Source organism: Rugosimonospora africana, from assembly GCF_016862975.1.
Lineage (GTDB): Bacteria > Actinomycetota > Actinomycetes > Mycobacteriales > Micromonosporaceae > Rugosimonospora > Rugosimonospora africana.
On the sequence record NZ_BONZ01000021.1, the window covers coordinates 64,763 to 77,220 of the forward strand.

Below are 12,458 nucleotides of genomic sequence, written 5' to 3' on the forward strand. Positions count from 1 at the left end.
CCTGAAGGAGGCGTCATGTCCGCTCCGGTCCGCACCGCGATCGTCGGTACCGGTAGCCGCGCACAGCTGTTCACCGAAGGGCTCGCCAAGCGCGACGAGTATCTCGTCGTGGCGCTGTGCGACCGGAACCCGACCCGGATGGCCTTCCACAACCAGATCCTGACCGCCGCCGGACGACCGGCCGCGGCGACCTGGCCGCCGGAACGGTTCGCCGAGATGCTGAGCGAGGCGCGGATCGGGTTGCTCGTGGTGACCACCGTGGACGCCACGCACGACGCCTACATCGTCGCGGCGTTGGAGGCCGGCGTGCGGGTCATCACCGAGAAGCCGATGACCACCGACGCCGACAAGGCGCGGCGGATCCTCGACACCGTGGCGCGCACCGCGGGCGACCTGACCGTGGCGTTCAACTACCGGTTCAATCCGGTGCACCAGCGGGTACGGCAGCTGCTCGCGGACGGCGAGATCGGCGAGCTGACGTCGGTGCACTTCGAGTGGTTGCTGGACGTGCGGCACGGCGCGGACTACTTCCGCCGCTGGCACCGGGACAAGGCGAACTCCGGCGGCCTGATGGTGCACAAGGCCGGGCACCACTTCGACCTGGTCAACTGGTGGCTGGGCGCGGCGCCCCGGGTGGTTTTCGGACAGGGCCGGCTGGCGTTCTACGGGCCGGAGGCCGGTCGCCGTCACGGGTACGCCCGCGACTACCAGCGGGCACACGGCTCACCGGAGGCGCAGGACGACCCGTTCGCCCTCCACCTGGACGACAACCCCACGCTTCGCGCCCTGTACCTGGACGCCGAGGAGCACGACGGGTATTACCGCGACCGCAACGTGTTCGCCGACGGGGTCACCATCGAGGACGACATGGCGGTACTCGTCGGGTACGACACCGGAGCGTCGATGAGCTACCACCTCACCGCGTACTCGCCGTGGGAGGGCTACCGGGTGATGTTCAACGGCTCGCGCGGCCGGGTCGAGCTGGAGGTGGAGGAGTCGACCTGGACCAGGCCGCACGAGCGGGTGGAGTCCGGCCGGGGTCAGGTGCACGGGCATCTGGCCGCCCCGACCGCCGGCCAGACCCGGATCACGCTGCGGCCGCTGTGGGCGCCTCCGGTGGACATGACCGTCGACCACGACCACGCCGGGCATGGCGGGGCGGACTCACGGCTGCTCGCCACCCTGCTGGACGGCGACGCGTCTCAGGCGGCCGACCGGGCCAGTGCCCGGGACGGGGCGCTGGCACTGGTGACCGGATTGGCGGCGAACCGCTCCTTCGTCACCGGCGAGGCGGTACCCACGGCCAGCGTGCTGGACATCGACTAGAAAACGGGAAAGGGGCGGTCGTCCACTGTGGACGGCCGCCCCTTTTTTGCCGTGTGCGACCAGTCTGGCTCGGCGCGTCTGACGCCGCGCCGCGACCCAGGCCAGTCGCCGACTACGCGTCCCGGCGTTTCATCAGCCAGGCGCCGATGAGCAGCGGTACCACCCACTCCACGCTCATGACCACGTACCCCGTCCACGGCGACAGGTTGCCCGCGACGTGAACCACGTCCGAGACATGCTGGCCGGCGTTGGACAGGAAGTACTTCGAGATGTCCTTGCCCCAGGTGCCGGGCAGCAGGTTGGTCAGGATCGGCGCCACGAACAGCAGCCCGACGGCGGTGGCGATGGCGCCGCCCGTGTGCCGGATGAGCACACCGACGGTCAACCCGACCATGCCGCTGGCCAGTACGTAGAGCCCACCGCCGATGATCGCGCGCAGCACGCCCGGGTCGTTCAGGTGCGCGGCCATGTCGTGGTGCGACCAGAAGATCATCGAGATGTAGAACGCGCCGAACGCGGTGATCTCCCCGACGACGGTCGCGACGACCCCGAAGACGAGCCACTTGGCGAACAGCACGCGCATCCGGGCCGGTACGGCGGTCAGCGTGGCCTTGATGCCGCCCGTCGAGTACTCCCCGGTGATGACCATCGCGCCGAGGACGGCGATGGCCAACTGCCCGAGGACCAGGCCGCTCATGGCCGAGCCGGCCACGTCGAAGTGGGCGCGGTCCTGCGGGTTCATCTTGTCGAAGTTGGAACTGGCGCCCCAGGCGATGAGCGCCGACAGCCCGATCGTGACGAGCACGAGCGACAGCAGCGTCCAGAAGGTCGAGCGGACCGACCAGATCTTCGTCCACTCCGACCGGATGACGTGCCAGATAGTCGTGCGGGTGCGGCGGTCGTCGAACCCGGTCGCCACCGGTGCGGCGGTCGCGGCGGTCACTGCGCACCTCCCACGGTTGCCGGAACCTGCTGATCGCCCACGGTGGCGTGGTACTCCACGGAGTCCCGGGTCATCTCCATGAACGCCTCCTCCAGCGAAGAACGCTGGGCGAACAGTTCGTGAATGGTGACGTTGTGCTTCGCGGCGAGGTCACCGACCGCGTCTGTCGTCAGGCCGTCGATCTCGATGAAGGCGTCGACCTTCCGGGTGGTCGTGCCCTGGGCGGCGAGCGCGTCGAGCAGCGCCTCGGCGTGCGGCGTGCGCACCCGTACCCGGGCCGACGAGTTCTGGTTGATGAACTCCTGGGTGCTCATGTCGGCCAGCAGCTTGCCGCGGCCGATCACGATGAGGTGCTGGGCGGTCAGCGCCATCTCGCTCATCAGGTGGCTGGACACGAAGACCGTCCGCCCGCGGCTGGCCAGCGACTGCATGAAGTTGCGGATCCACAGGATGCCCTCGGGGTCCAGTCCGTTGACCGGCTCGTCGAACATCAGGATCTGCGGGTCGCCGAGCATCGCGGCGGCGATGCCGAGACGCTGCGACATACCCAGCGAGAAGCCCTTGATGCGCTTGCCCGCGACCTCGGACATGCCGGTCAGTTCGAGCACGTCGTTGACTCGACGGCGGGGCAGGCCGTTGGACTGGCAGAGCGAGAGCAGGTGCGCCCGCGCGGTCCGGCCGCCGTGCACGTCCTTCGCGTCCAGCAGCGCGCCGACCTCCCGCAGCGGGGCCTTCGCGTGGGTGTACGGGTGGCCGTTGACGAGCGCCGTGCCACGGGTGGGCCGGTCCAGCCCGAGGATCATCCGCATCGTGGTGGACTTGCCGGCGCCGTTCGGGCCAAGGAACCCGGTGACTGTCCCCGGCTTCACAGTGAATGACAGATCATCGACGGCGACCTTGTCGCCGTACCTCTTGGTGAGGCCCCTGGCCTCAATCATGGTTCCCCCGGTAAGGTCGTTATCGGCGGTCAGCTATACACCGCGTTTGGGATCAAACTGCCGAATGGCGCCCGGCATCAGTGCGGCCAATTTTAGCCCCCACGAATCTCGGCGCTGCCCCTGGCTCGCGCGGAAACCGGACACCGCCGGTGACCTGCGCGTTGCCCGCCTGTGAGACGCCTCACCCGAAAAGTCCCGGACGCCCCGGGTCGCCCCGAACCGGGACGCCGACCGGATCGGCCGGGCCCGGCATCGTCGTGGCCGGCATCGTCGTGGCCGGCATCGTCGTGGCCGGGAAGTCCGGGCTATGCGCTCAACCGGCCCAGGTCGACGGCGAACGCGACCGCGGCATCACGCAGCACCCCACCGTCCCGCTCCAGCGCCGCACCGCCCTGCTCCACCGCCGCACCGCCGGGCTCCAACCCCGCGCCGCCCGGTTCCAGGACGAGAACCCGCCGGCCCCGCCCTCGACCGACCGCGCCGACCCGCCGGCCGGTCGCGTCGACCAGGGTCAGCAGCGTGGCACCGGAACCGGTGGAGGTGATGCCGCCCAGGCGCGCCCCCTCCGGGTCGAGCAGCGTGAGCTGAGCGGGATGCCGTACGGTCCGGCGGATCGTGGCCCGGAGCGCTCCGTCGGGACCGAGGACTGCCGTCTCCGGCAGCTCCCATCCGGTGGGTATCCGATTGATCATGAACAGCACCGCCCCGTCCGGCCCGTACGCGACGCTGAGCCTCTCTCCCTCCGGCGGGTTGTACCAGAGCCACCGGACGCCATCCAGCAGCGGCGCACCGGACTTGCCCCGCTGCGGCCGAGTTCCCGCGGCGTGCGCCGGCGGGTGCTCACCCGGTCCGGGCCCGGGCCGTGCTCCGGCGTGAGCCGGCGGATGCGTGCCCGACCCCGACTGCGTGCCCGACCCTGTGTCCGACCCAGACCCCGTGTCCGACCCCGATCGCGGCGCCGGCCGTGCGTCCGCGACGCGAGCGGACGGCGGCGCCGGTCGCAGCACCGCGACCGTGGATCCGTCCGGTCGCCACACCCGTTCCCGGTCGACGATCAACACGGTCGCGCCCGGCGCGACGCCGGCCAGCAGCGCCTCGCCGGCATCACGCATCCGGCGGAACCGGCGCGCGACCACGACGAAACCGGCCAGCAGGGCGACCCCGAACACGACCACGATGATCACCGATGTCCACCCCAGGCCCGCCTGGGCGCTGGCACCCAGCGGCCCGGTCCGGATCCGCACCCGCTCACCGACACCGTCGGTGACACCGGCGATCACGCCGGAGCGGTGCCGCCCACCGGCGTCGACCCAGGTCCCGTGGCAGCGCGGAGCCTTCCCGCCGGGTTCGCAGCGGGTGACGGTCGCGACGGCCCGGGCGCCGAACCATTCGGTGTACGCCGTGGTCACCGGAAAGAACATCGCGGCCACGAGGACGACCACGGCGCCACCGATCGCCACGATCCGTGCCCGAATCATGCCCAGGCACACTACTCGGTGCGCGGCAGCAGGTCGTTGCGCGCAGCGGCAGGCCGCCTCGCGACCCTGGTCCGGGCGTTTCGGAGCCGGGCGTCTGGGAGCCGCCATGGGGGAGCCGCCGTTTCGGAGCCGGCCTCGCGGGTAGTGCCGCAGCAGACGCGACATTGCCGCCACCACCTCGGGTTCCGGCGGCGCAGTTGTCGCGCGCCGAGGGAGGGTACCGATCCGATGGCTCGCCAAGCCGACGTCCGCCCGGTGGTCAAGATGCGCAGCACCGCCGGTACCGGCTACACGTACGTCACCCGGAAGAACCGCCGCAACGATCCGGACCGGCTGATCCTGCGCAAGTACGACCCGGTGGCTCGCCGGCACGTGGAGTTCCGCGAGGAACGCTGAGCCCGTCGGGCCCAGGAGCACCGCCAGGCCCGGGAGCACCGCCAAGGCCCAGGAGCACCGCCGGACCCAGGAGCACCCGCCCGACCCACGAGCACCCCGCCCACCGGCCGCCTCCGCGCGGCCCGGTGGGCGGTTCGCTTCATCCGGCCCGGTGGGACGGTTCGCGCCATCCGTGGCGAACCAGAGCACGGGCACAAATCATGATTTATCGGACATGGTCGTCTACACCATCGCGCCCAATCTGCCCTATATCCTGATGAAACGGGCATACGACCATGGGGGTAGGCGTGGGGCGCCACTACTCGACGTTCTACGTCGTGTTCGCGATCGGGCTCACGGCCGTACTGATCTCCCTACTGGTGGAGGGCCACCGTCACCGCGGGCGGCTCGCGCGCGTCCCCGTCCGGATCGTGATCAACGGTATCCGCGGCAAATCGTCAATCACCCGCCTCGTCGCCGGCTCCCTGCGCGGCCAACTGCCCACGGTCGCGAAGACCACGGGTACCGCGGCGCGCTTCATCTTCGCCGACGGCCACGAGGTGCCGTTCGAGCGGCGCTTCGGTCTGGCCAACATCATCGAGCAGGTCGACGTCGTCGCCGACGCGGCGAAGGCCGGCGCGCGGGCGCTGGTCATCGAGTGCATGGCGGTCAACCCGGACCTGCAACAGCTCAACCAGGAGAAGCTGATCCAGGCCACGATCGTGGTGATCTCCAACGTGCGGGAGGACCACCTCGACGTGATGGGCCCGACCCTCGACGACGTCGCCCGGTCGCTGTGCCGCTCGATGCCGGCCGGTGGAGTCTGTGTCACCGCCGAGCGGGACCGGCTGCACATCCTGCGCGCCGAGGCGGACCGGCGGAACTGCTCACTGGTCGTCGCCGATCCGGAGTCCGTCTCCGACCGGGAGATGGCCGGATTCGGATGGGTGACCTTCAAAGAGAACGTCGCCGTCGCGCTCGCCGTCGCGGATCTGATGGGGGTACCCCGGGCCGACGCGCTGGCCGGCATGTACCGGGCCGATCCCGACCCGGGAGTCCTGCGGGTGGACCGCTGCGAGCACGCCGGCCACTCGTTCCTCGCCGCGAACCTGTTCGCCGCCAACGATCCCGAGTCGACGCTGATGAACCTCGAACTGCTGCAGAACACCGGGCAGCTGCCCGGCTCGCTGTCGATGGTCATCAACTGCCGGCCGGACCGCATCGAGCGCAACGGCCAGATGGGCCACATCGTCGCCAAGATCGGTCCGGAACGGGTGTACCTGATCGGCACGCCGACCCGTTCCGCGCTGCGCACGATTCCCAGCGAGCTGCGCCACCGGGTGGTGGACCTGGGCGGCGAGCACCGCAGCGGTACCCAGCTCCTGTCCGCGATCACCGCCCAGATGCCGCGCGACGACCACGGGCTGGTGATGGTCGGCAACATCCACGGCCGCGGCGAGCACCTGCTCGACGCCCTGATCGGCGGGGCCACCCGGCCGGCGGTCGACGACCCCGCGCTCCTCCCTCGGGTACGCCTGGAGCCCGCCGTCGAGCCGCCGTCCCTGTCCGGAGCGAACTGACATGCCGACGCACGTCGACTTCGACAGCTCGACCGCGAGCCTGGTACTGGCGCTGGGCCTGTTGTTCTCCCTGGTCTGTTACGCGTTCACCAACCTGTCCCCGGGCGGGATGATCGTGCCGGGCTGGCTGGCGCTGACCCTCGTGGAGGGGGTGGACACCATCCTGATCACGGGCGTGGCCATGGTGGCCACGTTCGTCGTGGCCAAGCTGCTGCAGCGCTGGTCCATCCTGTACGGCAAGCGACTGTTCGCCATCGTCGTGCTCGTCGGCGTGTTCCTGGAGGCGACCGCGTTCCTGGCGCTGCACAACCGGCAGCCGCAGCTGTTCCCGCACGACACCCTCGGTTTCGTGGTGCCCGGCCTGGTCGCGTACCAGCTGGTGCGCCAGCCGAAGCTCCCGACCCTCGTCGCGACCAGCGTCATCACGCTGGCCTCCGCCGTCGTCGCGCTCGCCGTGGTGGCGCTGTGAGACCCCTGACCCGGCGCCAGATGCTGAGCTGGTGCGTGGCCGGCGCCGCGGCGGCCGGCAGCCTCGGCGCGGCGCCGGTCCTGGCCCCGCGGGTACTGGAGCGCATCGACCGGTCCGAGGTGAGCGCGCGAGCGAAGCCCCTGTTCGGCCGCTACCGGTACGTCCGGCTGTCGCACCCCGACCGCACGGCGGTGTACGACGAGCACAGCACGCCCGTCGCGACCCTGACCGAGGGCGCCCGGACGGTCGTGTTCACCGGCCCGCGCCGCAGGTTCGCCGAGCCCGCCACGACCAGGGCGCACGTCGGATCGAACTCCTGGGTGCGCCTGGCACCCCGGCCGTGGCACTTCGGCGCGCAGGCGCAGACCTGGTTCACCGGCTGGTTCGCCGCCCATGACGGTTCGACCCGGCCGGACGCCATGGGCATCGCCATGCAGTACGTCACGGGTACGCCCAGGCTCGTCGACAGCGCCGGCGTCCCGTACGCCGGCGACGCCGGGTTCGGCCCGCTCATCGACGGCGTCCGCGACCAGCGGTCGGACTTCTACGACTACCTCGGCATCCCGTGGACCTGGCCGGACGGCACCACCTCGGCACCCCGACCGAACCGGTACCGGGACGTGGACTGCTCCGGCTTCCTGCGCCTGGTCTGGGGGTACCGGATGGGACTGCCCATGCTCCCCGGCGCGGCCGGCAGGGACACCGCGGCACTGCCCCGCGAGGCCCGTCAGATCGCCGGCTGCGCCCTCGTGGTCCCCGTCTTCGACAGCGTGGACGCGCCGCCCTCGGCCAAGCAGCTCGGCCGGCTGCAACCGGGCGACCTGGTCTTCTTCGCCCTGCACAGCGACCCCCGGTACCTGTCCCACGCCGGCATGTTCCTCGGCGAGGACAACCAGGGACACCTGCGGTTCATCTCGTCCCGGTCGACGGTCAACGGACCGACCATGGGCGACGTCGGGGGAATCGCCCGGCTGGAGGGGCACGGCTACTACCCCAGAGCGGTACGCCGGGCGGTCCGGCTCTAGGCCAGACCGGGGTCCCCGCCCCTGCCCGTGCCGCCCGTCCCGCCGGTCTCGTCCGCCTCGCCGGTCTGGTGCTCGCCGAACCCGTGGGCGTCCTCGATGACGTGGTCCATGAAGGCGAGCGTGTCGCGCCGCCGCCGGAGCGGGTCGCGGTAGCCGCGCGGATCCGTGCCACCGCGGCGGATGCGCAGCGCCTCCGCGACGATCGGGTGCCACCGCACGTCGAACCGGTCGCGGGCATAGTCTCCGGCGGCAGCCTTGGAAATGATCGCCCCTGTCACCAGCGTGTGGTGCAGCCGGCTCACCCCGAGGACGGCCCACACCGGACCGAACGAACTCAGGCAGGCCAGGCCGGTGGGCGACGGCAGCCTGCCGGCGCGTGCCCGCCAGGACCGCCAGTAGGTGTCGAGGTTGCCGAGGGTCCACGCGCGCAGCCCGGCGTCGTCGGCGTGGACGGGGAACTCGCCCGGCAGCGGGCCGCGGAACGCCGTGCCGTAGCGGGTCAGCGTGTGCCAGGTGACCGGGTGCCGCTCGTCGCGGGACGAGGCCGCGAGGCGATCCCGATGCCGGTACGGGCCTGGTGCCGCGCTCAGCGGGTCACCGGCGAGTTCGTCCCAGGTGACGTACGGGCCGTCGAAGAACGGGCGGCGGTACCGGGCGGAGACCCGGTCGTGCGCCCGGCGCACGGCCGCGATCTGCTCGTCCGTGGGCTTGGCGGCGGTGACCGCGACGAAGTCGATGTCGCTGGCGCCGGGGCGGAAGTCGCCGAGCGCCACGGAACCGGTCAGGTACAGCCCCTCGACGAGACCGGGCGCCTCCTCGTCGACTGCGCTCAGGTACGCGCCGACGATATCGCGGGCCATCTCCGGGACGGGCCGGTCTCCTCCGTCGCACATGCCCGCCGACCCTACCGGCTCCGCCGGTACCCGGGCCGAAGCGCCGGACCGGGCGGGTCAGCGCAGGCCGGCCGTCTCGCGCAGGTGGTCGAAGATGACCTGGTCGACCGGTGACACGCGGCCACGGTCGGCGTACGAGAGCCAGGCCAGTTCCTCGATCTCGCTGTCCGGCCGCAGTACGCCGTCGTAGTCGGCGGTGTAGCAGGTCATCCGCACCACCGTCCCGTCCGGGTGCCCGTGCGCCTGGGCCTCGAAGGTCCCGAGGTACCGGGCGGTACCGGTGGCGATCGTGACACTCAGCTCCTCGCGGACCTCACGAACCAGCGTGTCGATGTCGTCCTCACCGGGTTCCCGCTTGCCGCCGGGCAGGTAGTAGACGTCCTTGCCCCGGGAACGGGAGCTGAGGATCGCGCCGTCCTCCAGGCGAATCCAGGCGACCTTGTCGATGACTCTCACTCGTGATCTCCTCGCGGCCGGTCCGCACGGCGACCGCACGGCGATCCTGTCGGATGGACGTCCACGACCGTATCGGTTCGACGGACATCAGCGGATCGGCGGCCTGTCAGGTGTCCCAGAAGGGATCTACTCTGGCTAGTGCCGGAAGCCGGGACCGCCCAACGACCACCGCAGTCGGTAGGCTTTCGTGAGCGCATCGTGAACGGCCGGGAGCAGACGAACCGATGGGGGTACCGATCGGATGACCGAAGCGCCCCCGCGCGTGCGGGCCGTGGCCCAAGTGACCACCGTCGAGCCGGTCCGCGACGACGCCGAACCCCAGCTCAAGCGCCGCCCCGGCTACCTGGGTGCCGTGCACGTGGTGCAACTGCTGCTGGTGGAAGCGGTCCTGTTCGGCGTGCTCGGGGCGCTGACCCACAACTACCTGGCCGCCGGCATCACCGCGGGCGCCGGGGCCCTGCTCATCCTGGCCGCCACGCTGCGCCGGGGCGGGCGCTGGTGGTTCGAGCAGCAGACGGTGGCCCGGCAGTACCGGCGCCGTCGCGGCCACCCGGACGTCGGGGAGAAGGATCCCCGGCTCGCCGCGCTGCACTGGCTCACACCGGGGCTCACCGTTTCGGAGGTCGAGTCGGAAACCGGCGCGCGGACCGGGATCGCCTGCGACGCGGCCGGCTGGTATGGGGCGATCGCGATCGGCGAGGCGGACAGCATGCACGGGGACGGCGGGTCCGGCGTACCGCTCGACGTGCTGGCCCGATCCCTCGACGACGCCGAGCAGCCGGGCGCCGTGGTCCAGGTCGTCACGCAGTCGGTACCGGCGCCGAGCCTCGACATGGACAGCCGGCACCTCGCCGCCCACTCGTACCAGGAGTTGCAGGCCCTCGCCGGCCCGGTACCGGCAGACCGCACCACCTGGGTCGCGGTACGCCTTGAGGCGCGGTCCCGTGCCGAGGCCGGTGTGGCCGGCGGGTACGACGCGGAACACGCGCCCACCCTGGTCGCGAACCTCGTCCGCAAGGTGAGCCGGTCGCTGCGCGAGTCCCGGCTGCCGCACCAGGTCCTGTCCGCCGACGAGCTGATCGACGCGCTGAGCCGCGCCTGTGACCTCGACTCGGACGCCGGCGGCGCGGCCCAGGCGCCCCGCGAGGAGTGGACCGCCTGGCATTCCGGGCGGGCCGCCCACGCGTCGTTCTGGCTCCGCGACTGGCCACGGGTCGACGATGCCGCGACGTTGTTCGGTGGGCTGTCCGCCACCCCGTCCGCGTCGACGACCGTCTCCCTCGCGTTGACCCGTGACCACGGCGACCTCGCGATGCGCTGCCTGATCAGGGTGGCCGCGCCGGGCGACGGGTTGGCGCACCTGTGCGAGACGCTCGACCAGCGGGCGCGGGCGGTGAACGCGGAGCTGTTCCGGCTCGACGGCGAGCAGGGACCGGCGGTATACGCGTCCGCTCCCACCGGAGGAGGTGCCGCGTGAGCGACCCGCAGCCCCCGTCCCACGACCCGGACGAGCGACCGCGGCCTTCCGGCCAGCAGCCCAACCCACCACAGCAGAACCCGCCCCAGCACCCGCCCCAGCAGCCCGGCCAGCCGCAGGCGCCGCAGCCCTCGCAGCCGTCGCCCTCGCAGCCGCAGCCCTCGCAGCCGCAGCAGCCTGCGGGGCCGAGCCCGTGGCAGCCGCGGATACCGGTCCAGCGGGCGCCCGGCCAGCCCGCCGCCACGCAGCCGCCCCCCGCCGCGCAGACTCCGCCGGCCGCCCAGACTCCGCCCGCCGCCCAGACTCCGCCCGCCGCCCAGACTCCGCCCGCCACGCAGACTCCGCCCGCCACGCAGACTCCGCCGGCCGCCCAGACTCCGCCGGCCGCCCAGACTCCGCCGGCCGCCGCGAAGCCGCGACCACCCGCCGCGCAGGCTCCGCCCGCCGCGCAGACTCCCCCGGCGGTCGCGCGGCCGCAATCGTCCGCCGCGCAGCCGTTCGTCGCACAGCCATCCGTCGCGCAGCCCACCGCCGGGCAGCAATCCGTCGCCCAGCCGTCCGTCGCACAGCCCACCGCCGCGCAATCGCCTCAGGCCGCCACACCGCCGGCCACGACCTACACCGTGCCGGCCATCGTCGCGCCCTGGCAGACCTCCGTGACCGCCGAGGCGACGGCGGCCGGCGCAGCCGCCGCCGCGGCCGGGGCCGCGCAAGCTCCGGCGTTCCCGGCCGCCATCGCACCGGACGACGGACCGCCCCGCGGTACCGTGCTGCAGAGCCAGCACGCGCTGCGCGACGCGCGGCGGCGGGCACTGTCCCACCGGCTCACCGCCCTGCACGCGGGCTGGCACCTGGTGACCACCGAGACGCTGCGCCGGATGACCGGGACGTCGCCGGGCACCGGCCTGATCCTCGGCGTGGACCAGCAGCGCCAGCCGATTCTGGTACGGCTCTTCCGGCCGACGCCGACCAAGGTGACCCTCGTCGGCGGGGTGTGGGCGCAGCGGCTGCTCGCGTTCCGCGCGCTCGCTCTCGGCGCCCGGGTCGTGCTGATCACCACCGACCCCGGTGCCTGGCAGGGCTTCGGCGAGCTGGCGACCGGCCGGTCCGACCGGGTCGCGCTGTGGAACAACCCCCGGCCGCCGGTCGTCCCGGCGACCGCGCAGCAGCCGGCGCTCATCATCCACGACACCGGCGCGTACGGGGCCGCGCCGCTGCCCGAGCCCCGCCCGTGGCAGACGCAGCTCGTCGTCGTACGGCAGCTCGGCGCCGACAACGTACGCGCCCTCCAGGACTGCGACCTGGTCATCATGCAGCGCCTGGCCGCGCCCGAGGCGTCAGTCGCGGTACAGGCCATGGGCCTCACCGGCCAGAACACCCAGCTGCTCCAGCTGATGGGCGAGGACATGCTCGCGCTGCTGGACGGGGACACCCGGTACGTGTGGCTCTCGCCGACCGGCATCGAGCGCCAGTACAACGGCGCTCCCCGGCGCTGACG

The 12,458-nt window shown here is 72.2% G+C and carries 12 protein-coding genes; 7 read left to right on the forward strand and 5 right to left on the reverse strand.

Translation table 11 applies throughout. The features are described 5' to 3' along the window. The first annotated feature begins 15 nt into the window (after positions 1-15). Positions 16-1,326: a Gfo/Idh/MocA family oxidoreductase gene (locus tag Raf01_RS11180; protein WP_203917726.1), complete on the forward strand. Its 1,311-nt coding sequence runs from the start codon at positions 16-18 to the stop codon at positions 1,324-1,326. Between the two features lie 112 nt (positions 1,327-1,438). Here the strand turns inward: Raf01_RS11180 and Raf01_RS11185 are convergent, their stop codons facing one another. From Raf01_RS11185 to Raf01_RS11195, 3 genes are all read right to left on the reverse strand, one after another. After that, positions 1,439-2,269 carry an ABC transporter permease subunit gene (locus Raf01_RS11185; RefSeq protein WP_203917727.1) on the reverse strand — a complete coding sequence of 277 codons (831 nt, stop codon included), beginning with the start codon at positions 2,267-2,269 and terminating at the stop codon, positions 1,439-1,441. Beyond that, complete coding sequence (locus Raf01_RS11190; protein ID WP_203917728.1) at positions 2,266-3,207, reverse strand: ABC transporter ATP-binding protein; 942 nt, start codon at positions 3,205-3,207, stop codon at positions 2,266-2,268. The genes Raf01_RS11185 and Raf01_RS11190 overlap by 4 nt, the downstream gene beginning before the upstream one ends. A gap of 305 nt (positions 3,208-3,512) precedes the next feature. Continuing rightward, complete coding sequence (locus Raf01_RS11195) at positions 3,513-4,685, reverse strand: hypothetical protein (RefSeq protein WP_203917729.1); 1,173 nt, start codon at positions 4,683-4,685, stop codon at positions 3,513-3,515. A 228-nt stretch (positions 4,686-4,913) separates the two neighbouring features. On the opposite strand from Raf01_RS11195, the gene rpmG reads away from it, so the two are divergent. From rpmG to Raf01_RS11215, 4 genes are all read left to right on the forward strand, one after another. Continuing rightward, the gene (rpmG, locus tag Raf01_RS11200) at positions 4,914-5,081 is read left to right on the forward strand and encodes a 50S ribosomal protein L33 (protein WP_203917730.1); all 168 of its coding nucleotides are present in this window, start codon (positions 4,914-4,916) and stop codon (positions 5,079-5,081) included. Positions 5,082-5,356: 275 nt separating this feature from the next. Further along, positions 5,357-6,640, forward strand: coding sequence for a poly-gamma-glutamate synthase PgsB (gene pgsB / locus Raf01_RS11205; RefSeq protein WP_203917731.1), 1,284 nt, complete (start codon positions 5,357-5,359; stop codon positions 6,638-6,640). 1 nt (position 6,641) lies between these two features. After that, the gene (locus Raf01_RS11210) at positions 6,642-7,109 is read left to right on the forward strand and encodes a poly-gamma-glutamate biosynthesis protein PgsC/CapC (RefSeq protein ID WP_203917732.1); all 468 of its coding nucleotides are present in this window, start codon (positions 6,642-6,644) and stop codon (positions 7,107-7,109) included. Continuing rightward, a complete protein-coding gene (locus Raf01_RS11215; RefSeq protein WP_203917733.1) occupies positions 7,106-8,134 on the forward strand; it encodes an NlpC/P60 family protein in 1,029 nt (342 codons plus the stop codon). The genes Raf01_RS11210 and Raf01_RS11215 overlap by 4 nt, the downstream gene beginning before the upstream one ends. Here the strand turns inward: Raf01_RS11215 and Raf01_RS11220 are convergent. Next, positions 8,131-9,027 carry a nucleotidyltransferase domain-containing protein gene (locus tag Raf01_RS11220; RefSeq protein WP_203917734.1) on the reverse strand — a complete coding sequence of 299 codons (897 nt, stop codon included), beginning with the start codon at positions 9,025-9,027 and terminating at the stop codon, positions 8,131-8,133. The two genes, Raf01_RS11215 and Raf01_RS11220, sit on opposite strands and share 4 nt — an antisense overlap. 57 nt (positions 9,028-9,084) lie before the next feature. Then, positions 9,085-9,483 (reverse strand): NUDIX hydrolase, encoded by a 399-nt coding sequence (locus tag Raf01_RS11225; protein WP_203917735.1) that lies wholly within the window; start codon positions 9,481-9,483, stop codon positions 9,085-9,087. Between the two features lie 241 nt (positions 9,484-9,724). On the opposite strand from Raf01_RS11225, the gene Raf01_RS11230 reads away from it, so the two are divergent. Both Raf01_RS11230 and Raf01_RS11235 read left to right on the forward strand, forming a co-directional pair. Continuing rightward, positions 9,725-10,960 carry a type VII secretion protein EccE gene (locus Raf01_RS11230; protein ID WP_203917736.1) on the forward strand — a complete coding sequence of 412 codons (1,236 nt, stop codon included), beginning with the start codon at positions 9,725-9,727 and terminating at the stop codon, positions 10,958-10,960. Beyond that, positions 10,957-12,456: a hypothetical protein gene (locus Raf01_RS11235; protein WP_203917737.1), complete on the forward strand. Its 1,500-nt coding sequence runs from the start codon at positions 10,957-10,959 to the stop codon at positions 12,454-12,456. The genes Raf01_RS11230 and Raf01_RS11235 overlap by 4 nt, the downstream gene beginning before the upstream one ends. Positions 12,457-12,458: the final 2 nt, after the last annotated feature.